Raw genomic sequence first — 20753 nt, 5'->3', positions numbered from 1 at the left:
GGGTGGTGGGCATCCTCGGCCCAGGCCGGCGACAGGGTAGCGAGCGACAGTGCGAGTGCGGTGGTCAGCAGTGATTTCATGATCCTTCTCCTGATGAATGTTCGCCGCGGTCGTCGGCGATCGGGTGGGCGCGGGGTTTCATCCGATGAGGTAAGAAGGCCGGAGTCCTGCCCGCGTAACGCAGCCATTCGGCACCGAAGGTCGCCGCGGCCTCGCGCTCTTCGCGACGGGCGAGGCGCACGTAGGCGAAGACGAGGACGGGGAACATCGCGAGCGTGATAAGCGTCGGCCATTGCAGCAGGAAGCCCGCCATGATCACGACGAAGGCCGCGTACTGCGGGTGGCGTATGCGCGCGTAGGGACCGGTGGTGGCCAGCCTGCCGGCCGCTTGCGCCACGTAGAGCACCTTCCATGCCGCGGCGAGCAGCCAGAAGCCCCCGCCGATCAGGATGCCGGACAGGATGTGGAAGGGGCCGAAATGCGGATTGGCGCGCCAGCCGAACATCACTTCGAGCAGGTGGCCGGCGTCGTGGGAAAGGAAGTCGACCCCGGGGAAACGTGCCGCGAGCCAGCCCGACAGCAGGTAGATCGTCAGCGGGAAGCCGTACATCTCTGCGAACAGCGCGACGATGAATGCGGAGAACATGCCCAGCGTGCGCCAGTCGCGCGACGAACGCGGCTTGAAGAAACTGGCGGCGAAAAGGATGAACACGGCGGAGTTGATCGCGACGAGCGACCACAGGCCATAGGCGGGGCTCGATTCGGTCATCGGGTGCCTCCGTCCCCGGGCGTGCCGTGGTGATCGTCGTGGCCGCCATGGCCGTGATGCATGAACAGGTGCATCAGCGGGCAGGCGAGCAGGAACAGCCAGGGCAGGATGCCCAGCAGGTGGATCCGGTGTTCGAAGGCCAGCAGGGTGGCGGCGATTGCCAGGAAGATGCCGAATACCCAGCGGGCGCGCTTCGTCCGAGGTGCATCCCTCACGGGGGCGGGCACGGGAGAGTGCTGCGAGTGCATGGCATCCATCCGATGTTCCGATGAATTCATCATAGACCGCGGAGATCGACGTGGTCCTTACGCGAGGATTACATTCCCGTCAGCATTGGGAAAGGGATCCTGCGCCGGGTATTTCAGCCCGTGAACGGCCCATTCTGGCTCGCGCATAAGCTCAGCAGAATTTCATGGTTCGCATCCGTGACATGCCCCCGTAAAGTCGCGGTGCGACGATGCGCCGGTATGCCGTGCGCGATGCGTCGCGTTTCGCCCTGAACCCCCGATGGAGCCCGTCATGACCAGTCCTGCTTCGCAGATCGCCGACCGCGTTCGCGACTTTCTCTATCGCCTGCCGCTCGAACGTCAGGCCGGCCGGCAGCTGCGCCGCCTCGCGGACGGCGGCGTCGTGGGGGACTGGTTCGGCTGCGAACTGTCGAGCGTGTTCCAGCCCATCGTCGATCCGTCATCCGGCCAGGTCATCGGGCACGAGGCCTTCCTGCGTTGCCTGGGGGGCGGTCGGCGCGACCTGTCGCCGTGGGTGCTGTTTTCGGCCAACGCCGACGACGACCGCCTGATCGCGCTCGACCGGCTTGCACGCACCGTCCATGCGCTGAACTTCATCGCGTCCGTGGGTGATGACGGCCTGCTGTTCCTGAACGTGCATGGCCGTCTGCTGGCGGCCGTCGCGGGCGACCACGGGGCCGCGTTCCGCAAGGTGGTCGACGCGCTCGGATTCGCGCCCGGACGCATCGTCATCGAAGCGCCGATCGTCGCGAGCCGGCAGGCGGACCTGCTCAGCTTCGTGCTGCGGAACTATCGCCACAACGGTTTCCGCGTCGCCGTGAACGTCGAGTCCGTGGCGCAATGGCATGCGTTGTCGGGGATCGTGCCGGCGGACTTCATCAAGATCGGTACGGCGGCTTTGCAGGCCGAGGGCGATGCGCGCAAGGCGCTCGATGCGCTGCAGGCGCGCGCGGGATCGGCGCGGGTGATCGTGACGCGGGTCGAGGACAGGGCATCGTCCGACCTGCCGCACGGCGTGCTTGCCCAGGGCTTTGCCTATGGCGCCCCCTTCGGCCGGCCGGCGGTGCGTTCGCCGCTGCGCTTTGCGGTGCGACGGGAGGCGGGGCAGGCTCCGGTGTCCGGTTGAGCGGTGGCGCAGCCCGGCTGCTCATCCGGGCGGACGCGGGCCTGCGCGGCGCGCGAGTCGACCGGTACGGCGCTGTGTGGAAGGGGCGGCGGGCATGCATACTTGCACGTTCGCACGCATCCACCGGGGCTCGTGCAAGTTCGACGCACGGCGCGGCGAGCTTCTCCATGTCCCGTCCGCCATCCTCGATCAGGCCACGCAACAAGAATGAGCAGCTCTGCACCGACCACCGAAAACGCCACCGACAACGCCACCGCAACCGCGCCCGAACCAGTCTCGTTTCGCGAGGCCTTCCTGTTCTGGCTGAAGCTCGGCTTCATCAGCTTCGGCGGGCCGGCCGGGCAGATCGCGATCATGCACCAGGAACTGGTCGAGCGCCGCCGCTGGATCTCGGAGCGACGATTCCTGCATGCGCTCAACTACTGCATGGTCCTGCCCGGCCCGGAGGCGCAGCAGCTGGCGACCTACATCGGCTGGCTGATGCACAGGGCGCCCGGCGGCATCGTCGCCGGCGTGCTGTTCGTGCTGCCGTCGCTGCTGATCCTGATCGGGCTGTCGTGGGTCTATGTCGCCTTCGGCGAGACCACGCTGGTGGCGGGGCTCTTCTACGGCATCAAGCCCGCGGTGACGGCCATCGTCGTCCAGGCGGCGCACCGCATCGGCTCGCGGGCGCTGAAGAACAACGTGCTGTGGGCGATCGCGGGGGCGTCCTTCGTCGCGATCGCCGGATTCAACCTGCCATTTCCGGCCATCGTTCTCGGCGCCGCGCTAATCGGCGTGATCGGCGGGCGGCTGTCGCCGGAGCACTTCCGCGCCGGCGGCGCGCACGGCAAGGCCGACAAGTCCTTCGGCCCCGCGCTGATCGACGACGCCACGCCGACGCCCGAACATGCGCGCTTCGCATGGCCGCGCGTCGTGCGCGTGATGATCGTCGGCGGCTTGCTGTGGCTGGTGCCGATGGGGCTGCTGGCGGGCGTGTTCGGCTGGCAGCACACGCTGACGCAGATGGGATGGTTCTTCACCAAGGCGGCGCTGCTGACCTTCGGCGGCGCCTATGCGGTGCTGCCCTACGTGTATCAGGGCGCGGTCGCGCACTACGGCTGGCTGACGCCGACGCAGATGATCGACGGCCTCGCCCTCGGCGAGACCACGCCGGGCCCGCTGATCATGGTGGTTGCGTTCGTCGGCTTCGTCGGCGGCTACGCGAAATCGGTGTTCGGGCCCGACAGCCTGTTCCTTGCCGGCGCGGTCGCGGCGTCCGTGGTGACGTGGTTCACCTTCCTGCCGTCCTTCATCTTCATCCTGCTCGGCGGGCCGCTGGTTGAGACGACGCACAACGACCTGAAGTTCACGGCGCCCCTCACCGCGATCACGGCCGCCGTGGTCGGCGTGGTGCTGAACCTGGCGCTGTTCTTCGGCTACCACGTGCTATGGCCGCAGGGGCTGGATGGCGACTTCGACATGGTGTCGGCGCTCATCGCGCTCGGCGCGGCGGTCGCATTGTTCCGCTTCAAGGCGAACGTCATCCACGTGATCGCCGCGTGCGCAGTGGTCGGATTCGCGCTGCGGCTGTCCATGGCCTGACCATCTGAAACACTCCCGCCGCCGTTCTTGCTGTATGGTGCAGTGCAGCAGAAGTGTTTCTGCGCATGGAAGGGAGTGGAACATGCTGCGCAAACGATGGTGGTCAGGCAGGCGTGACGCGCTGCCCGCAATCAGCCTCGCGCTGCAGGGGGGCGGGGCGCACGGCGCCTACACGTGGGGTGTGCTGGACCGGCTGCTGGAGGAGGGCTGGCGGCTCGACGGCATCAGCGGGACCAGCGCGGGCGCGATGAACGCGGTGGCGCTGGCGCAGGGATGGACGCGCGGCGGCGGCGAGGGCGCGCGCGCGAGTCTGTCCGGCTTCTGGGAGGCGGTTGCGGCGAGCGCGCCGCTGGAGCTCGACCTGCTGCACAGCATGAACCCCAACGGCAACGGCGCACTACCCAATCCCCTCGGCATGATGCTGGGGATGACGCGGCTGCTGTCGCCCTACCAGTTCAATCCGTTCGAGCTGAACCCGTTGCGCGAGGTCGTGCGCGCGCAGTTCGACTTCGAGTTCCTGCGCCGCGAGTGCCGCCTGCGCCTGTTCATCGCCGCGACGCGTGTGCAGACGGGCAAGGTGCGCCTGTTCCGCACCGCCGAACTCACCGAGGACATGCTGCTGGCGTCGGCCTGCCTGCCGACCATCCACCACGCCGTCGAGATCGACGGCGAGGCCTACTGGGACGGCGGTTTCAGCGCCAATCCGGCGGTCTACCCGCTGATGTACGAATGCGAGACGCCGGACATCCTGCTCGTGCTCCTCAATCCGCTGCGCATTGCCGCGGCGCCGCGCAGCGCCGGGGAGATCGCCGACCGCACGGTGGAGATGGGCTTTTCGGCGACCTTCCTGCGCGAGATGCGCATGATCGCGCACGCGCGCGCCTACCTGGAGGCGGGCAGCGGCTGGGTGCCGCACGGGCGCCTCGAGCGCAAGCTGCTGGGCCTGCGCTTTCACATGATCGAGGCGCAGGAACTGGCCGAGAGCGGCAGCGGCAGCAAGCTCAACGCGGCGCGCGCCTTCCTGCACGAACTGCGCGACCTCGGGCGTGCCCGCGCCGCGCGCTGGATCCGCACCAGGCGCCAGCACGTCGGCAGCCAGGCGACGGTGAATCTGGGCGAGCTGTTCACCTGAACGAAAAAGGCCGCCCCCGGGCGCGGGGGCGGCCGGCAGTGCGCAGGTTTCAGGCGCGATTGAGCGCGGTGCGCGGGAGGATCGCGGCGTCCTTGCCGCCGTTACCTGCCTGCGCTTGCGGGGCCTCATCATCGACTGCCGCGAGGTGCGCGACCTTGGTGCGGTCGATCAGGAACATGGCGGACACGAAGCCCAGCGCAGCAGCGAACATCACGTAGAACACCGGGGCGATGGTGATGCCGGTGGTGTGGATCAGCCAGGTCACGATGAACTGCGCGAAGCCGCCGAACACCATCACCGCGACGTTGTAGGCGAGGGCGAGGCCGGTGGAGCGCACGCCCGCCGGGAACTGCTCCGCCATCACGGCCGAGATCGGTCCGAAGAAGACTGCGAGCAGGATGCACAGCACGATCTGCATCGTGACGAGCCGTTCGAACGAGGGGGCGGCATGGACCCACGAGAGCAGGGGGTAGGAGGCGACGAGCAGGCCTGCAGCGGCGAGGATGACGAGGATCTTGCGGCCGACGCGGTCGGACAGCGCGCCGAACACCGGCATCAGGGCAGTCATCAGCGCGACCGCGATGACCTGCGCGGTGAAGGCATCCGACAGCACCATGCCGAGCTGCTTGGTGGCGAAGGTCGGCATGTAGACCAGGATCACGTAGAAGCCGACCGTGCCGCAAACCGTGACGCCCATGACCGCGAAGACTTCGCGCAGGTGGTTCTTGAGCATGCGGGCGATCGACTGCTTTTCCGCCGGCGCCTTGTGGGCTTCCAGGAAGGCCTCGGTTTCTTCCAGGTGGCGGCGGATCCACAGGCCGACCGGGCCGATCAGCAGGCCGATCATGAACGGGATGCGCCAGCCCCAGGCGTCGAGCGCCTCGGGCGAGAGGTTGCGCGTGACCAGCGCCGTGACGCCGGCGCCGGCAAATACTGCGAGGCCCTGGCCGAACATCTGCCACGAGCCGTACAGGCCCCGTTTGTTGGGCGGGGCGCTCTCGATCAGGAAGGAGGTCGCGCTGGCGAACTCGCCGCCGGTGGCGAAGCCCTGCAGCAGGCGTGCGAGCACGATCAGCAGCGGCGCGGCCACCCCGATCGCGGCGTAGGGCGGGGCGAAGGCGATCAGCGCGATCGACACCGTCATCATCGCGATGATGAGCTGCAGCGCGGCCTTGCGGCCCTTGCGGTCGGCGTAGATGCCGAGCAGGACGCCGCCCACGGGGCGCATGAAGAAGCCCACGCCGAAGGTCGCAGTTGCCATCAGCAGCGAGCTGTACTCGCTGTCGGCGGGGAAGAACAGGCGCGAGATCACCACGGCGAGGAAGCCGAAGACGATGAAGTCGTACCATTCCAGCGCGTTGCCGATGACGGCTGCGACGATCTGGCGCGCGCGTGGCGCTGCGGTGCTGCTGCTCATGATGCGTGTCTCCTCTCGATGAGTCGGTATTGTCGTTTTGGGTTGCTGTGCCGCCTGGCGCTCAGTCGCTGAAGAAGCGGTTCGACAGTGCCACCCAGAAGGCGGCGCCCGGTGCGAGGCAGGCGTCGTTGAAATCGTAGTGCGGGTTGTGCACGCTGCACGGCCCGAGGTGTTCGCCGCCGGCGAAGCCGTTGTCGCCGTTGCCGATCAGCAGGTAGCAGCCGGGCACCTGCTGCAGCATGAAGGCGAAGTCCTCGCTGCCGGACAGCGGCGGGGCGTTGCCGTCGACCTTGTCGTCGCCGACGAGCTCGCGTGCGACCTCCGTCGCGAAGCGGACCTGCTCGGCGCTGTTGATCAGCACCGGGTAGCCGCGCTCGTAGTGGATGTCGCAGCCGACGCCGTGGGCGGCAGCCTGTCCGCGGGCCAGTTCGCAGATGCGCTGTTCCAGGCGGTCGCGCACTTCGGGGCGCAGCGCGCGCACGCTCAGTTCGAGTTCGGCCGTTTCGGGGATCACGTTGTAGGCCTTGCCGGCCGACATGCGGCCGACGCTGACCACCGCCATGTCGACCGGATCGACGTTGCGCCCGACGATCGTCTGCAGACCCAGTACGGTCGCCGCAGCCGGCAGCGTCGGGTCGACGGCGAGATGCGGCAGCGCGCCGTGGCCACCCTTGCCGTCGAAGCGGATCAGCACCTTGTCCGACGAGGCCATGAAGGGGCCGGGGCGGAAGCGGAAGTGGCCGGTCGGCACGCCGGGGAAGTTGTGCAGGGCGAAGATCGCATCGCAGGGGAAGCGTTCGAACAGGCCTTCTTCGAGCATGCGCTTCGCGCCGCCGCCGCCGCCCAGTTCCTCGGCGGGCTGGAAGATCAGGTTCAGCGTGCCGCTGCCGGGCAGGCGGCCTTCGCGCTGCAGGCGTCCGAACACCTGCGCGGCGCCGAGCAGGATCGCGGTGTGGCCGTCGTGGCCGCAGGCGTGCATCCGGCCGGGATTGCGGCTCGCCCACGGCAGGCCGGTCTCCTCGTGGATCGGTAGCGCGTCCATGTCGGCGCGCAGCCCCAGGCGCGGGCCGCCCGTGTTTCCACCTTGTTCCCCGCTTTTGCCCCAGCTGAGGGTGCCGACGACGCCGGTCGTGGCGATGCCGGTGTGCACCTCGAAGCCCGCCTGGCGCAGCTGGTCGGCGACCAGGCGGCTGGTCTCGAACTCGTCGAAGCCGAGCTCGGGATGCTGGTGGATGGCACGTCGCCAGGTCTTCATGGCGGCCTCGTCGGGGAGGATGCGATCAATTGTATTCATGGATTGATAATAGGATTTGCTAGCGATCGCGGAAGGCGGTACTTTTTCCGGGGTGACAACCATGAGTAATCACGTGCCGCGATGAAGGACCATCAGCTGAAGGCGCTCGTGCAGGTTGCCGATGCCGGATCGATCCGGGCGGCGGCGCGGGCGATGCATCTCAGCCAGAGCGCGCTGACGAAGGCGCTGCGCGAACTGGAGGAGGACGTGGGGGCGGAGCTGCTGACGCGCAGCTACAAGGGCGTGGTGTTCACGCCCGCCGGCCAGGCGCTGCTGGTGCGTGCGCGGCTGGCGCTGGCGACGCTGGAGAAGGCGCGCGAGGAGGTCCGGCTGTTGCGCGGCGGGGCGGGCGCGCGCATCGCCGTCGCGCTGACGCCGCTGGTCGCAGCGACGGTGCTGCCGCGCGTGCTGGCCGAATTCCGCCGCATCCAGCCCGATGCCGCGCTGAGCCTGGAAGAGGGGCTGCTGACGAACGTGGTGCCCGGCATCATCGAAGGGCGCCTGGACTTCGCGGTGGCGCTGGCCAATGCGCAGGATCTTCCCTACGAAGTGGATTTCGAGCCGCTCGCGCAGATCCCGGCCTCGCCCGCGGGCCGCATCGGCCATCCGCTCGCCGCGGCGCGCACATGGACGGAGCTGCGCGGCGCGAGCTGGGTGCTGAACCTGACCGGGGCGAGCCAGGGCAGCCACCTCGTGAACTGGCTGGAGGCCAACGGCATCGACGTGCCGGCCAACACGGTGCGTTGCGCCTCGCCTGCGCTGATGCTCGAGCTCATGCGGCGAACCGACCACATCGGTTTCGGCCCGACGGTGCTGATACGCGACCCCGTCTTCGGCGCCGGGCTGCAGGAGTTCGCCGTCGAACCGCTGCCGCCGCCGATGTCGCTCGGCATCCTGAGCCTGCGCGGTGTGCCGTTGAGCGTCGCCGCGCGGCCGCTGGCGGCGCTATTCGCCCGCCATCTGCGCGCCTGACGGTGCCGATCCGCCGCCGCGCGCGCCGTCGGACGTGGCGAAGCTGCTCGTGATGTAGTCCGCGAGGCAGCGCACCGCCTCGGTCGCGCTTTCCGACCGCTCGTACAGCCGCACGTCGAGCTGCCCCATCGCGGGGAAGCCGTCGCGCTCGCCCAGCGCCCGCACCCCTTCGGGCACGGTGCTGCCGGCCAGCAGGGTGACCCCCAGGCCTGCACGCACGGCGGCGATGATGCCGCTGTAGCTGGAGCTCATGTAGGCGATGCGCCAGGGGCGCTGCTGGCGGCCGAGCGTCTGCAGCACGCGGTTGCGGTAGATGCACGGCGGCGGTGCGACCACCAGCGACAGCGGCCGCTGTGTGTGGCGCTCATGGTCGAGGCTGGTGATCCACACCAGCTGCTCGGTGAGCACCTTGGTGCCGCCGCGCTCTTCGGGATCGTCGTGCAGGGCGATCACGAGGTCGAATTCACCTTTCTCCTGGCGCGCGAGCAGGTTTTTGCTCAGGTCGCAGGTCACTTCGAGCATCACGCCGGGGTGCGACTGCGCGAACTTGCCGAGGATCACCGGCAGCAGCGAGGCGGTGTACTCGTGCGGCGCACCCAGGCGCACGCTGCCCGCGACCTTGGGCCGGCGCAGGCAGCTCACCGCCTCGTCGTTCAGCGCCAGCATCCGCCGCGCGTAACCGGCCAGCGTCGCCCCTTCCTCGGTGAGCTTCACGCGGTGCGTGCCGCGCACGAACAGCGGTGCGTCGAGCATCTCTTCCAGGCGCCTGATCTGCAGGCTCACGGCGGACTGCGTGCGTCCGACGATCTCGCCGGCGCGCGTGAAGCTGCCCGTATCGACGGCCTTCACGAAGGTGCGCAGCAGTTCGGTGGGGATGTTTTGCATTGCGCACCGGTCATTTGTGCATTTAATGATTTCATTTCAACTATCAAAATCGCTCATGTCAACCGGTTGATAACATCCGTCCCGTCACTGAAGCAGACCCTTGCATCAATCCACACGAACCTGGAGGCCTCATGAGCACGATCAAATTCACCGAAGACCACGAGTGGCTGCGCGTCGAGGGCGACGTCGCCACGGTCGGCATCACCGACTACGCGCAGAACGCGCTGGGCGACATCGTCTTCGTGCAGCTGCCGGACGTCGGCGCGAGCTTTGCCGCCGGCGACGAAGCCGCGGTCATCGAATCGGTGAAAGCCGCCGGCGAACTGAAGATGCCGCTGGCCGGCACCATCGTCGAAGTCAACGCCGCGCTGGCCGACGCGCCCGCGACGGTCAATGAAGACCCGATGGGCGAGGGCTGGTTCATCCGCGTCCGCCTCGACGATCCGTCCGCGCTTGCCGGGCTGCTCGACCAGGCTGCCTACGACAAGCTGACCGCCTGATCGATCCACTTCCGGACACTGCCCAAGCCATGAACATGAACGACACCCGCTTCCCCGCGACGCTCGCACAACTCGAGCAGCGCGATGATTTCGTCGGCCGCCATGTCGGCCCGGATGCGACCGAAACGCAGGCGATGCTTGCCGCGCTCGGCCTCGATTCGCTCGACCAACTCATCGACAAGGTGATCCCGGCTTCGATCCTGTCGCCCTCGCCCCTCTCCCTCCCCGAGGGCCGGACCGAAGCCGACGCGCTCGCGCTGCTGCGCGGCATCGCGGGGAAGAACCGGGTGTTCCGTTCCTTCATCGGTGCGGGCTATTACGACACCTACACCCCGGGTGTCGTGCTGCGCAACGTCCTCGAGAACCCGGCCTGGTACACCGCCTACACGCCGTATCAGCCGGAAATCTCGCAGGGCCGTCTGGAAGCGCTGCTCAACTTCCAGACCATGATCACCGACCTGACCGGCATGGAGATCGCCAACGCCTCGCTGCTCGACGAGGCGACCGCGGCGGCCGAGGCGATGACCTTCTGCCAGCGCCTGTCGAAAAATCCGGCCAAGGCCTTCTTCGTTTCGCAGGATTGCCACCCGCAGACCATCGAGGTCGTGCGCACCCGCGCCGAGCCGCTGGGCTTCGAGGTGATCGTCGGCAACCCCGCGACCGAGCTCGACCAGCATGAATTCTTCGGCGTGCTGCTGCAGTACCCGGCCAGCACCGGCGAGGTGATCGACTACGCCGGCATCGTCGCCGCCGCCCACGCCAAGAAGGCGCTGGTCGTCGTCGCCGCCGACCTGCTCGCGTTGACACTGTTGAAATCGCCGGGCGAGCTCGGCGCCGACGTCGCGATCGGCACGACGCAGCGCTTCGGCGTTCCGCTGGGCTACGGCGGCCCGCACGCCGCGTACTTCGCGACCCTCGATGCGCACAAGCGCGTGATGCCGGGCCGTGTCGTCGGCGTGTCGATCGACAGCCACGGCAAGAAGGCCTACCGCCTCGCAATGCAGACGCGCGAACAGCACATCCGCCGCGAGAAGGCCACCTCCAACATCTGCACCGCGCAGGTGCTGCTGGCGGTGATGGCGAGCCTGTACGCCTGCTACCACGGCCCGAAGGGGCTGACGACCATCGCCCGCCGCGTGCATCGCATGACTGCGACGCTGGCCGCCGGCCTGCGCCGCGTCGGCGCCGAAGTGGTGACGAACGCGTTCTTCGACACCATCGCCGTGCGCGTTGCCGACGCCGCCGCCGTGCACGCCGCCGCGCGCAGCCGTGAAATGAACCTGCGCGAGATCGACGCGACCACCGTGGGCATCTCGCTCGACGAGACCACGACGCGCGCCGACGTCGAGGCGCTGTGGGCGGTGTTCGCCAACGGCGCGGCGGTGCCCGCGTTTGCCGACATCGAGAACCTCGCGCCCGAGGCCCTGCCGGCCGGCCAGCTGCGTACCTCGGCCTTCCTGACGCACCCGGTGTTCAGCATGTACCAGTCCGAGACCAAGATGCTGCGCTACCTGCGCGGCCTCGCGGACAAGGACCTGGCGCTCGACCGCACGATGATCCCGCTGGGCTCGTGCACGATGAAGCTGAACGCCACCACCGAGATGATCCCCATCACCTGGCGCGAGTTCGGCGGGCTGCATCCCTTCGCCCCGGCCGAGCAGGCCCAGGGCTACGCCCAGCTCACCGCCGAACTGGAGCAGATGCTGTGCGCCTGCACCGGCTACGACGCCGTGTCGCTGCAGCCCAACGCCGGCTCGCAGGGCGAATACGCCGGCCTGCTGGCGATCCGCGCCTACCACGCCAGCCGCAATGAGGCGCACCGCGACGTGTGCCTGATCCCTAGCTCGGCCCACGGCACCAACCCCGCGACGGCGAACATGGCCGGCATGCGCGTGGTGGTCGTCGCCTGCGACGAGAACGGCAACGTCGACGTCGCCGACCTGAAGGCCAAGGCCGAGCAGCATGCCGACAAGCTCGCCGCGATCATGATCACCTACCCCTCGACGCACGGCGTGTTCGAGACGGCCGTGCGCGAGATCACCGAGATCGTGCATGCCTACGGCGGCCAGGTGTACATCGACGGCGCCAACATGAACGCGATGGTCGGCCTGTGCGCCCCCGGCAAGTTCGGTGGCGACGTATCGCACCTGAACCTGCACAAGACCTTCTGCATCCCGCACGGCGGCGGCGGACCGGGCGTCGGCCCGATCGGCGTGAAGTCGCACCTCGCGCCCTTCCTGCCGGGTAACGTCACGGGTGGTCTCAAGGGCATCGGCGCGGTCGCAGCCGCGCCGTGGGGCAGCGCCAGCATCCTGCCGATCACCTGGACCTACATCACGCTGATGGGCGCCGAAGGCCTGCGCAACGCGACCGTGATGGCCATCCTCAACGCCAACTACATGGCCAAGCGCCTCGATCCGCACTACCCGGTGCTGTACCGCGGTGAGAACGGCATGGTCGCGCACGAGTGCATCATCGACCTGCGTCCCCTCAAGGACTCGACCGGCATCAGCGTCGACGACGTCGCCAAGCGCCTGATCGACTTCGGCTTCCACGCGCCGACGATGTCCTTTCCGGTGCCCGGCACACTGATGATCGAACCGACCGAAAGCGAATCCAAGGAAGAGCTCGACCGCTTCTGCGACGCGATGATCGCGATCCGCCAGGAGATCGCCAAGGTCGCCAGTGGCGAATTCGATGCCAAGGACAACCCACTGGTCAACGCCCCGCACACCGCGGAAGCGATTGCCGGGGAATGGACGCACCCGTACAGCCGCGAACAGGCCGTGTATCCGCTCGCCAGCCTGCGCGCGAACAAGTACTGGTCGCCGGTCGGCCGGGTGGACAACGTGTACGGCGACCGCAATCTCGTGTGTGCATGCCCGCCGATGTCGGACTACGAATAAAGCACACCCACCACAGGAGCCGAGGACATGAACGCATCACTCGTCATCACCTTGATCGGCACGGATCGTCCGGGCCTCGTGAATGCGCTGGCGGCCCGCGCCGCCGAGTGCGGCGCGAACTGGCTGGAAAGCAGCATGGCCCAGCTCGCCGGCAAGTTCGCGGGCATCGTGCGCCTGGAAGTCGCCGAAGCCGATGCCGGCAAGCTCGAGGCGGCGCTGCGCGAGCTCGAAGCGGAAGGCCTGCGCCTGACGATCGAGCGGGGTGCTGCGGCGCCGGCTGCGGGCCCGTGGCGCACGACGAAGCTCGCACTGGTCGGCCACGACCGCCCGGGCATCGTGCGCGAGATCTCGGCCGCGCTGGCGCGTCACGGCGCGAGCATCAGCAAGCTCGAAACCGCGTGCGAAAACGCCTCGTTCAGCGGCGAGCCGCTGTTCCGCGCCAGCATCGAAGTGCAGGTGCCGGCGTCCGTCCAGCCGGCCGCCCTGAAAGCCGAGCTGGAAACGCTGGCGAACGAGCTGATGGTGGATCTCAACCTCGAGGGCGAGTCCGCCGACTGATCCAGCACCGCCTGCCGCCGCGGCGCCTCGTCATGTTCCTCCAGGAGCATTCCCGCGGCGCGCGCGCGTTCGCACGCAGCCGCAGGGCCGCGGGTGGCGTCTCGCCCCGCGGTCCGCTGAATACCACGTCCCGGGCACACGCTTCGTATCGACTCCTCGTCGGTTCCGGTCTCGGCGTGAGGCACTGAAACCCGTCCTGAAATTCATTCCGGAGTACATAGATGTTCGACAAGCAAATGCAGATCGCCGGCTTCGACCCTGACCTGTGGGGCGCCATCGAATCCGAGCGCCACCGCCAGGAAGACCACATCGAGCTGATCGCGTCCGAGAACTATGCCAGCCCGCGCGTGATGCAGGCGCAAGGCACGGTGCTCACCAACAAGTACGCGGAAGGCTATCCGGGCAAGCGCTACTACGGCGGCTGCGAGCATGTCGACGTCGTCGAGCGGCTCGCCATCGACCGCGCGAAGGCGTTGTTCGGCGCGGACTGGGTCAACGTCCAGCCGCACTCCGGCTCGCAGGCCAACGCCGCGGTGTATTTCGCGCTGCTGCAGCCGGGTGACACCATCCTCGGCATGAGCCTCGCGCACGGCGGCCACCTGACGCATGGCGCGAAGGTGAACTTCTCCGGCAAGATCTTCAACGCAGTGCAGTACGGCGTCACCGACGACGGCGTGATCGACTATGACGCGCTGGAAGCGCTCGCCGTCGAGTGCAAGCCGAAGATGATCGTTGCCGGCTTCTCGGCCTACGCCCGTCATCTCGACTTCCCGCGCTTCCGCGCGATCGCCGACAAGGTCGGTGCGCTGCTGTTCGTCGACATGGCGCACGTCGCCGGCCTCGTCGCCGCCGGCCTGTACCCCAGCCCGGTGCCCTTCGCCGACATCGTCACCAGCACCACGCACAAGACCCTGCGCGGCCCGCGCGGCGGCATCATCCTCGGTCGCGCCAATGCGGACATCGAGAAGAAGATCGCCTCGATGGTCTTCCCCGGCACGCAGGGCGGCCCGCTGATGCACGTCATCGCGGCCAAGGCGGTGGCCTTCAAGGAAGCGCTCGATCCGTCCTTCAAGGAATACCAGGAGCAGGTGATCGCCAACGCCCGCGCGATGGCCGGCGTGTTCGTCGAGCGCGGCTACCGGATCGTGTCGGGCGGCACCGACGACCACCTGTTCCTCGTCGACCTGATCGCCAAGGGCATCACCGGCAAGGCCGCCGACGCGGCGCTCGGCGCGGCGCACATCACGGTGAACAAGAACACCGTGCCCAACGATCCGCAGTCGCCCTTCGTCACCAGCGGCATCCGCATCGGCACGCCCGCGGCCACCACCCGCGGCTTCGGCATCGCCGAGGTCACGGAGCTGGCCGGTTGGATCTGCGACATCCTCGACGACCTCGAGAACCCCGCGGTGATCGACGCCGTGCGCGCGAAGGTGTCCGCGCTGTGCGCCCGCTTCCCGGTCTACGGGCGCTGATCGGGACGCCGCAATCATGGCCATCAGCGTTTTCGACCTGTTCAAGATCGGCATCGGGCCGTCGTCGTCCCACACCGTGGGGCCGATGCGCGCGGCGCAGGTCTTTGCGAACGGCCTCAAGGAGTCCGGCCTGCTCGCGCGGGTCGCAAGCGTGAAGGCCGAACTGTTCGGTTCCCTCGGCGCGACCGGCAAGGGGCATGGCAGCGACAAGGCCGTGCTCCTCGGTCTCGAGGGCGAAGCGCCGGATCTCGTCGATACGGAGCAGGTCGACGGCAAGCTCGCCCGCATCCGCGGCGAGCAGCGCCTGCTCCTCGCCGGCGAACATCCGATCGCGTTCGTGGAGCGCGAACATCTCGTGATGCACCGTCGCCAGTCGCTCCCCTACCATCCGAACGGGATGCGAATTGCAGCCTTCGATGCTGCCGGCGAATTGCTCACGAGCAAGGTGTACTACTCGGTCGGCGGCGGCTTCGTCGTCGACGAGAGCGCCGCCGGCGCCGACCGCATCGTCGCCGACACGACGCCGCTCGCGCATCCGTTCCACAGCGGCGACGAGCTGCTCGTGCAGTGCCGCGACAAGAATCTTTCGATCAGCCAGCTGATGCTGGAGAACGAGCGCGCGTGGCGCACCGACGCGGAAACCCGCGCGGGCCTGCTGCGCATCTGGGACGTGATGCAGCTGTGCGTGCGTCGCGGCTGCGAGAAGGAAGGCATCATGCCCGGCGGCCTGAAGGTCAAGCGCCGCGCCGCAGAGATGTACCGCACGCTCTCCAGCGCCCACGAGGCCAGCCTGCGCGACCCGCTGACGACGCTGGACTGGGTCAACCTTTACGCGCTCGCCGTCAATGAAGAAAACGCCACCGGCGGCCGCGTCGTCACCGCCCCGACCAACGGCGCGGCCGGCATCGTGCCCGCCGTGCTGCACTACTACAGCCGCTTCATCCCGGGCGCGAACGAGGAGGGCGTGATCCGCTTCCTGCTTACCGCCGCGGCGATCGGCATCCTCTATAAAGAAAACGCTTCAATCTCGGGCGCCGAGGTCGGCTGTCAGGGCGAGGTCGGCGTTGCATGCTCGATGGCGGCCGGTGCTCTCGCCGAAGTGCTGGGCGGAACGCCCGAGCAGGTGGAGAATGCCGCCGAGATCGGAATGGAGCACAACCTGGGCCTGACCTGCGACCCCGTCGGCGGTCTGGTCCAGGTGCCCTGCATCGAGCGCAACGCGATGGGCTCGATCAAGGCGATCAACGCCGCACGCATGGCGCTGCGTGGCGACGGCAAGCATTTCGTCTCGCTCGACAAGGTCATCAAGACCATGCGCGACACCGGCGCCGACATGAAGTTGAAGTACAAGGAAACCGCCCGCGGCGGCCTCGCCGTGAACGTCATCGAATGTTGATGACCCCTGACACCCAGTAAAGGAAACATGATGAGCGACAATCACTCCGACGCACCGCTGCTGCGCACCCCGCTGTACGACCTGCACGTTTCCCTCGGCGCCAAGATGGTGCCCTTCGCCGGCTACGAGATGCCGGTGCAGTACCCGAGCGGGATCATCAAGGAACACACCCACACCCGCACGCAGGCCGGCCTGTTCGACGTGTCGCACATGGGCCAGGTCTTCCTCGTCGGCCCCGAGGCCGCCGCGGCGCTGGAAACCCTGGTGCCGGTCGACATCATCGACCTGCCGCAGGGCATGCAGCGTTACGCGCTGTTCACCAACGAGACCGGCGGCGTGATGGACGACCTGATGGTCGCGAACTTCGGCGACCGCCTGTTCGTGGTGGTGAACGCCGCGTGCAAGGCGCAGGACATCGCGCACATGCAGAAGCACCTGTCCGGCCGCTGCAAGGTCGAAGTGCTCGGAGACCGCGCGCTGCTCGCGCTGCAGGGTCCGGCCGCCGCCACCGTGCTCGCACGCCTTGCACCCGAAGTCGCGAAGATGGTGTTCATGAACACCGCCACCGTGAACCTCGTCGGCGTGCCGTGCTATGTCAGCCGCTCGGGCTACACCGGCGAGGACGGCTTCGAGATCTCGGTGCCCGCCGACAAGGCCGAGGCGCTGGCGCGCGAGCTGCTGAGCCACCCCGAAGTCGCCCCGATCGGCCTCGGCGCGCGCGACTCGCTGCGCCTCGAAGCCGGCCTGTGCCTGTACGGCCACGACCTCGACGTGAATACCTCGCCGGTCGAAAGCAGCCTGCTGTGGGCGCTGTCCAAGCCCCGGCGTGCCGACGGCGCGCGTGCGGGCGGCTACCCCGGCGCCGACGTAATCCTTGGCCACATCGCCAACGGCGTGTCGCGCAAGCGCGTCGGCCTGCGTCCGAACGCCCGCGTGCCGGTGCGTGAAGGCGCCGAGATCGTCGACGCGGACGGCCGGAAGGTCGGCGTGGTGACCAGCGGCGGCTTCGGCCCGACGCTGGAAGCACCGGTCGCGATGGGCTATGTCGAAACCGCGCTCGCCAAGGTCGGCACCCAGCTCTCCGCGATGGTTCGCGGCAAGCCGGTCCCGGTCGAAGTCGCCAGCACCCCCTTCGTGCCGCAGCGTTACTACCGCGGCTGATGCAGCACCGGGCGGTCCGGCATGTGCCGGGCCGCCCGTCGGAGTCCTCCCATGCAGAACGCAAGCACCCCCACCCCCCAGACCGGCGTCAAGCTGCGCGGCGCAGAGAAGACCGCGCGCATCCCGGTCAAGATCATCCCGATCACGCCGGCGCAACAGCTGCGCAAGCCGGAATGGATCCGCGCCGCCTTCCGCGGTACGAAGAGCGTGCGCCAGCTCACCGGCACGCTGCGCGAAAACCGCCTGCACACCGTGTGCGAGGAAGCCAACTGCCCGAACCTGGGCGAGTGCTTCAACCACGGCACGGCGACCTTCATGATCATGGGGGCGATCTGCACGCGACGCTGTCCGTTCTGCGACGTGGGCCACGGCCGCCCGTTGCCGCTGGATCCGGAGGAACCGAAGAACCTCGCGCAGACCGTCAGCGGCATGCACCTGAAATACGTCGTGATCACGTCGGTGGACCGCGACGACCTGCGCGACGGCGGCGCCCAGCACTTTGCCGACTGCATCCGCGAGACGCGCGCCGCGAACCCCGGCATCACCGTCGAAGTCCTGACCCCGGACTTCCGCGGCCGGGTCGAGCTCGCGCTCGACGTTTTGACGGCCGTGCCGCCCGACGTCTTCAACCACAACATCGAGACGGTGCCACGCCTGTACCGCGAAGTGCGCCCCGGGGCGGACTACGAACACTCGCTCGACCTGCTCGCGCGCTTCAAGGAGCGCCACCCGAACGTCGCGACCAAGTCCGGCCTGATGCTGGGCGTGGGCGAGACGCGCGAGGAGATCGAGGCGACCCTGGCCGACCTGCGCGCCCACAACGTCGACATGGTCACGATCGGCCAGTACCTGCAGCCCAGCCTGCACCACCTGCCGGTGCGCCGCTACGTCACGCCGGCCGAATTCGACGAGCTGCGTGTCGTCGGCGAGAAGATGGGCTTCCGCCACGTCGCCTCCGGCCCGATGGTGCGTTCGTCCTACCACGCCGACCTGCAGGCGCACGGCGTGATCGGAGGCTGATGACGATGAATGCGATCTGGAGCGTCAAGATCGAGCGCCTCGAGACCCGCCTCGCAGTGGGCATCTACGAGGACGAGTACGAGCCGCAGCCGGTATGGGTGTCCGTGACCCTGACCGGCCTCGCGCCGGCCGTGCCGGACGGGCTCGACGACTGCCTCGACTATGAACCGCTGTGCCGCTGGCTCGCGACCGAGTGGCCGCGCAGCGCGCACACGCCGCTGCTGGAGACGCGCGTCAACGAGGTCTTCGATTTCGCCTTCGGCCTCGACCCGCGCGTGCAGGAAGTGTCGGTCGGCCTCTACAAGCAGCGCGTCAGCCGCTACGCGACCGCAATCGGCATCGAACGCAGCGCGAACCGCGGCGAACATGCGCGCGTAAGCGAGCAACGGCGGCGGAAGCTGCCGGTGGATGTTCTTGCGGCGGCATCGAACCATGCCGACGCCCGGCCGCTGATCGCCGTGGGCGGGCTGCGCTGAACGTCATGGTGAAGCTGCGCTTCGACTTCCCCGCGGATGCCACCGGCGCCACGCCTCTGCATTTCGCTGCGCCGCGCGAGCAGCTCGTCGCGCGCGAGCCGCAGGACGTGCGCGCGGTGCTCGCGCGGGCCGACGCGCTGGCACGCGCCGGGGCGTGGGTGGCCGGTTTCGTCTGCTACGAGGCGGGCGCAGCCTTCGACCCTGCCTTCCGCTTCCGCCAGCGTCCGGCGCTGCCGCTGGCGTGGTTCGGCGTGTTCGACGAACCCGTTGGCACGGACGAGTCGACGCCTGCCGCGGTGCGCTGTGACGAATGGCAGCCCGGCGTCGAGCGCGAACGCTACGACGCGGACATCGGCCGCATCCTCGACCACATCCGCGCCGGCGACGTCTACCAGATCAACCACACGATCCGCCTGCACGGCCGCTTCGACGGCGACCATCGCGCGCTCTACGAACACCTGCGCACGGGCCAGCCGACCGGCTACTGCGCGCTGCTCGACCTCGGGCGCCACCGCATCCTCTCGCTGTCGCCGGAACTCTTCTTCCGCCGCGACGGCGAGCGCCTGATCTCGAAGCCGATGAAGGGCACGCTCGCGCGCGGCAGCAGTCCCGAGCAGGACGCACTGCACGCCGAGGCGCTGGCCGTGTCGGAGAAGAACCGCGCCGAGAACCTGATGATCGTGGATCTCATCCGCAACGACATGTCGCGGGTCGCGCGCCCGCACAGCGTCAGAGTGCCGCATCTGTTTTCGGTCGAGACCTATCCGACCGTGTTCCAGATGACCTCGACGGTGTCGGCCGAGCTGCGGCCGGACGCGGGCCTCGCGGACATCTTCGCCGCGCTCTTCCCCTGCGGCTCGATCACCGGCGCGCCCAAGATCAAGGCGATGGAGATCATCGCCGGCCTCGAAGCCGCGCCGCGCGGCATTTACTGCGGCGCGATCGGCCTGCTCAAACCCGGCGGCGACGCGATCTTCAACGTTGCGATCCGCACGCTGGCGCTCGACGGACTCACCGGCCGGTCCGAATACGGCGTCGGCGGTGGCATCACGGCCGATTCGGTCGCGCACGAGGAATACGAGGAGATGCGCGCCAAGGCCCGCATCCTGCAATGTGCCGCATGAGCAGGGCTTCTACCGGTTCGGCCACGCCGATTACAAAAAAGGTTCAGACAGGCCGATTACAAAAGAATTAGGCGTTTACCGGATATCGGGGTTCGGGTGGTCGGCCTTAAAGTCCCCAACGGCTGCGGCCATGAACACGGCCGTGTTCGGTATCGACCGTACTCGTGAGTAATTTCAACCAGCAAGACATGCCAGAAGGACAGGGCAGGCACATGAAACCGATCAAGAGCATCCTCGTCGCCAACCGCGGTGAAATCGCCATCCGCGTGTTCCGTGCCGCGAGCGAACTGGGTATCCGCACGGTGGCGATCTACGCCAACGAGGACCGCTTCGCGCTGCACCGCTTCAAGGCCGACGAGTCCTACCTCGTCGGTACCGGCCAGAAGCCGATCGCGGCCTACCTCGACATCCCCGACATCGTCCGCGTCGCCAAGGACGCCGGGGTCGATGCGATCCACCCCGGCTACGGCTTCCTGTCCGAGAACCCCGAGTTCGCCGAAGCCTGCGCCGCCGCCGGCATCGCCTTCATCGGACCGCAGCCGCAGGTGATGCGCGATCTGGGCAACAAGGTCGCCGCGCGCAACCTCGCCGTTGCCGCCGGCGTGCCGGTCGTGCCCGCCACCGGCGCGCTGCCGCAGGACCTCGACGAGATCAAGCGCCTCGCGCGCGAAGTCGGCTACCCGCTGATGCTCAAGGCGAGCTGGGGCGGG

19 protein-coding genes are annotated in these 20753 nt (G+C 68.3%); 14 read left to right on the top strand and 5 right to left on the bottom strand.

Annotated features, from left to right (window positions below; all coding sequences use genetic code 11):
- Positions 1-76 precede the first annotated feature (76 nt).
- Positions 77-769 (bottom strand): methyltransferase family protein, encoded by a 693-nt coding sequence (locus GPA27_RS24400; protein ID WP_169143034.1) that lies wholly within the window; start codon positions 767-769, stop codon positions 77-79.
- A complete protein-coding gene (locus tag GPA27_RS24395) occupies positions 766-1026 on the bottom strand; it encodes a DUF2933 domain-containing protein (RefSeq protein ID WP_444541847.1) in 261 nt (86 codons plus the stop codon). The genes GPA27_RS24400 and GPA27_RS24395 overlap by 4 nt, the downstream gene beginning before the upstream one ends.
- A gap of 262 nt (positions 1027-1288) precedes the next feature.
- On the opposite strand from GPA27_RS24395, the gene GPA27_RS24390 reads away from it, so the two are divergent.
- The 3 genes from GPA27_RS24390 to GPA27_RS24380 all read left to right on the top strand — a co-directional run bounded on the left by GPA27_RS24390 (position 1289) and on the right by GPA27_RS24380 (position 4859).
- Positions 1289-2143: an EAL domain-containing protein gene (locus tag GPA27_RS24390; RefSeq protein WP_169143033.1), complete on the top strand. Its 855-nt coding sequence runs from the start codon at positions 1289-1291 to the stop codon at positions 2141-2143.
- Positions 2144-2350: 207 nt separating this feature from the next.
- Positions 2351-3727, top strand: a complete 1377-nt coding sequence (gene chrA, locus GPA27_RS24385; protein WP_169143032.1) for a chromate efflux transporter — start codon at positions 2351-2353, stop codon at positions 3725-3727.
- Between the two features lie 82 nt (positions 3728-3809).
- Positions 3810-4859 carry a patatin-like phospholipase family protein gene (locus GPA27_RS24380; RefSeq protein WP_169143031.1) on the top strand — a complete coding sequence of 350 codons (1050 nt, stop codon included), beginning with the start codon at positions 3810-3812 and terminating at the stop codon, positions 4857-4859.
- 49 nt (positions 4860-4908) lie between these two features.
- Here the strand turns inward: GPA27_RS24380 and GPA27_RS24375 are convergent, their stop codons facing one another.
- Entirely contained in the window at positions 4909-6276 is a 1368-nt protein-coding gene (locus GPA27_RS24375; RefSeq protein ID WP_169143030.1) for an MFS transporter, read from the bottom strand.
- A gap of 61 nt (positions 6277-6337) precedes the next feature.
- Positions 6338-7531 (bottom strand): M20 aminoacylase family protein, encoded by a 1194-nt coding sequence (locus tag GPA27_RS24370; RefSeq protein ID WP_169143029.1) that lies wholly within the window; start codon positions 7529-7531, stop codon positions 6338-6340.
- A 120-nt stretch (positions 7532-7651) separates the two neighbouring features.
- Between GPA27_RS24370 and GPA27_RS24365 the strand changes: the two genes are divergently transcribed.
- Positions 7652-8542, top strand: a complete 891-nt coding sequence (locus GPA27_RS24365) for a LysR substrate-binding domain-containing protein (RefSeq protein ID WP_169143028.1) — start codon at positions 7652-7654, stop codon at positions 8540-8542.
- On the opposite strand, the gene GPA27_RS24360 is transcribed toward GPA27_RS24365, so the two are convergent.
- Positions 8516-9427, bottom strand: a complete 912-nt coding sequence (locus GPA27_RS24360; protein ID WP_169143027.1) for a LysR substrate-binding domain-containing protein — start codon at positions 9425-9427, stop codon at positions 8516-8518. The two genes, GPA27_RS24365 and GPA27_RS24360, sit on opposite strands and share 27 nt — an antisense overlap.
- A gap of 131 nt (positions 9428-9558) precedes the next feature.
- Between GPA27_RS24360 and gcvH the strand changes: the two genes are divergently transcribed.
- From gcvH to GPA27_RS24310, 10 genes are all read left to right on the top strand, one after another.
- Positions 9559-9927, top strand: coding sequence for a glycine cleavage system protein GcvH (gene gcvH / locus GPA27_RS24355; RefSeq protein WP_169143026.1), 369 nt, complete (start codon positions 9559-9561; stop codon positions 9925-9927).
- 29 nt (positions 9928-9956) lie between these two features.
- Positions 9957-12833, top strand: a complete 2877-nt coding sequence (gene gcvP / locus GPA27_RS24350; RefSeq protein WP_169143025.1) for an aminomethyl-transferring glycine dehydrogenase — start codon at positions 9957-9959, stop codon at positions 12831-12833.
- A 27-nt stretch (positions 12834-12860) separates the two neighbouring features.
- Complete coding sequence (locus GPA27_RS24345; RefSeq protein WP_169143024.1) at positions 12861-13391, top strand: glycine cleavage system transcriptional repressor; 531 nt, start codon at positions 12861-12863, stop codon at positions 13389-13391.
- 221 nt (positions 13392-13612) lie between these two features.
- Positions 13613-14866 (top strand): serine hydroxymethyltransferase, encoded by a 1254-nt coding sequence (gene glyA, locus GPA27_RS24340; RefSeq protein WP_169143023.1) that lies wholly within the window; start codon positions 13613-13615, stop codon positions 14864-14866.
- A 16-nt stretch (positions 14867-14882) separates the two neighbouring features.
- The gene (locus tag GPA27_RS24335) at positions 14883-16262 is read left to right on the top strand and encodes an L-serine ammonia-lyase (protein ID WP_169143022.1); all 1380 of its coding nucleotides are present in this window, start codon (positions 14883-14885) and stop codon (positions 16260-16262) included.
- A 30-nt stretch (positions 16263-16292) separates the two neighbouring features.
- Entirely contained in the window at positions 16293-17423 is a 1131-nt protein-coding gene (gene gcvT / locus GPA27_RS24330; RefSeq protein WP_169143021.1) for a glycine cleavage system aminomethyltransferase GcvT, read from the top strand.
- A 51-nt stretch (positions 17424-17474) separates the two neighbouring features.
- Complete coding sequence (gene lipA / locus GPA27_RS24325; protein WP_169143020.1) at positions 17475-18443, top strand: lipoyl synthase; 969 nt, start codon at positions 17475-17477, stop codon at positions 18441-18443.
- 5 nt (positions 18444-18448) lie between these two features.
- Complete coding sequence (locus GPA27_RS24320) at positions 18449-18919, top strand: dihydroneopterin aldolase (protein ID WP_169143019.1); 471 nt, start codon at positions 18449-18451, stop codon at positions 18917-18919.
- Between the two features lie 5 nt (positions 18920-18924).
- Entirely contained in the window at positions 18925-20043 is a 1119-nt protein-coding gene (pabB, locus tag GPA27_RS24315; RefSeq protein WP_169143018.1) for an aminodeoxychorismate synthase component I, read from the top strand.
- 212 nt (positions 20044-20255) lie between these two features.
- On the top strand, positions 20256-20753 hold a 498-nt coding region (locus GPA27_RS24310; RefSeq protein ID WP_272501152.1), incomplete at its 3' end, for a biotin carboxylase N-terminal domain-containing protein.

Source organism: Aromatoleum toluolicum, assembly GCF_012911005.2.
Lineage (GTDB): Bacteria > Pseudomonadota > Gammaproteobacteria > Burkholderiales > Rhodocyclaceae > Aromatoleum > Aromatoleum toluolicum.
The sequence above is the reverse complement of the archived record's forward strand: the minus strand, read 5'-3'. Positions and strand labels throughout refer to the sequence as shown.

What these genes read in the sequence shown, in the direction of transcription:
- gcvH (WP_169143026.1), top strand. Translation starts at nt 9,559, where the DNA reads ATGAGCACGATCAAATTCACCGAAGACCACGAGTGGCTGCGCGTCGAG.
- pabB (WP_169143018.1), top strand. Translation starts at nt 18,925, where the DNA reads ATGGTGAAGCTGCGCTTCGACTTCCCCGCGGATGCCACCGGCGCCACG.
- gcvT (WP_169143021.1), top strand. Translation starts at nt 16,293, where the DNA reads ATGAGCGACAATCACTCCGACGCACCGCTGCTGCGCACCCCGCTGTAC.
- GPA27_RS24320 (WP_169143019.1), top strand. Translation starts at nt 18,449, where the DNA reads ATGAATGCGATCTGGAGCGTCAAGATCGAGCGCCTCGAGACCCGCCTC.
- GPA27_RS24335 (WP_169143022.1), top strand. Translation starts at nt 14,883, where the DNA reads ATGGCCATCAGCGTTTTCGACCTGTTCAAGATCGGCATCGGGCCGTCG.
- lipA (WP_169143020.1), top strand. Translation starts at nt 17,475, where the DNA reads ATGCAGAACGCAAGCACCCCCACCCCCCAGACCGGCGTCAAGCTGCGC.
- glyA (WP_169143023.1), top strand. Translation starts at nt 13,613, where the DNA reads ATGTTCGACAAGCAAATGCAGATCGCCGGCTTCGACCCTGACCTGTGG.
- GPA27_RS24360 (WP_169143027.1), bottom strand. Translation starts at nt 9,427, where the DNA reads ATGCAAAACATCCCCACCGAACTGCTGCGCACCTTCGTGAAGGCCGTC.
- GPA27_RS24400 (WP_169143034.1), bottom strand. Translation starts at nt 769, where the DNA reads ATGACCGAATCGAGCCCCGCCTATGGCCTGTGGTCGCTCGTCGCGATC.
- chrA (WP_169143032.1), top strand. Translation starts at nt 2,351, where the DNA reads ATGAGCAGCTCTGCACCGACCACCGAAAACGCCACCGACAACGCCACC.
- GPA27_RS24395 (WP_444541847.1), bottom strand. Translation starts at nt 1,026, where the DNA reads ATGGATGCCATGCACTCGCAGCACTCTCCCGTGCCCGCCCCCGTGAGG.
- GPA27_RS24365 (WP_169143028.1), top strand. Translation starts at nt 7,652, where the DNA reads ATGAAGGACCATCAGCTGAAGGCGCTCGTGCAGGTTGCCGATGCCGGA.
- GPA27_RS24390 (WP_169143033.1), top strand. Translation starts at nt 1,289, where the DNA reads ATGACCAGTCCTGCTTCGCAGATCGCCGACCGCGTTCGCGACTTTCTC.
- GPA27_RS24370 (WP_169143029.1), bottom strand. Translation starts at nt 7,531, where the DNA reads ATGAAGACCTGGCGACGTGCCATCCACCAGCATCCCGAGCTCGGCTTC.
- GPA27_RS24380 (WP_169143031.1), top strand. Translation starts at nt 3,810, where the DNA reads ATGCTGCGCAAACGATGGTGGTCAGGCAGGCGTGACGCGCTGCCCGCA.
- GPA27_RS24375 (WP_169143030.1), bottom strand. Translation starts at nt 6,276, where the DNA reads ATGAGCAGCAGCACCGCAGCGCCACGCGCGCGCCAGATCGTCGCAGCC.
- gcvP (WP_169143025.1), top strand. Translation starts at nt 9,957, where the DNA reads ATGAACATGAACGACACCCGCTTCCCCGCGACGCTCGCACAACTCGAG.
- GPA27_RS24345 (WP_169143024.1), top strand. Translation starts at nt 12,861, where the DNA reads ATGAACGCATCACTCGTCATCACCTTGATCGGCACGGATCGTCCGGGC.